A 339-nucleotide genomic window follows, 5' to 3' on the forward strand; every position below is an offset into this window, starting at 1 on the left:
GCTAAGAACGCTATTGAAGATGCAGCAACTGCTAAGAAAGCAGCCATCGATGCACGTAATGAATTAACGCAAGAAGAAAAAGATGCTGCTAAGAAAGAAGTTGACGATAAGGCTAAGGAAGCAAAAGCAAATGTTGATAATGCAACAACAAATGCAGAAGTAGACACAGCTAAGACAGACGGTACTACTGCTATTAACGAAGTTAATCCAAATGCAGACGCTAAAACAACTGCTAAGAACGCTATTGAAGATGCAGCAACTGCTAAGAAAGCAGCCATCGATGCACGTAATGAATTAACGCAAGAAGAAAAAGATGCTGCTAAGAAAGAAGTTGACGAT

1 protein-coding gene is annotated in these 339 nt (G+C 39.8%); it reads left to right on the forward strand.

The annotated features are described in order from the left end of the window. On the forward strand, window positions 1-339 hold a 339-nt coding region (locus E4T68_RS09065), incomplete at both ends, for a DUF1542 domain-containing protein (protein ID WP_135126080.1).

The organism is Granulicatella sp. WM01, assembly GCF_004570605.1.
GTDB lineage: Bacteria > Bacillota > Bacilli > Lactobacillales > Aerococcaceae > WM01.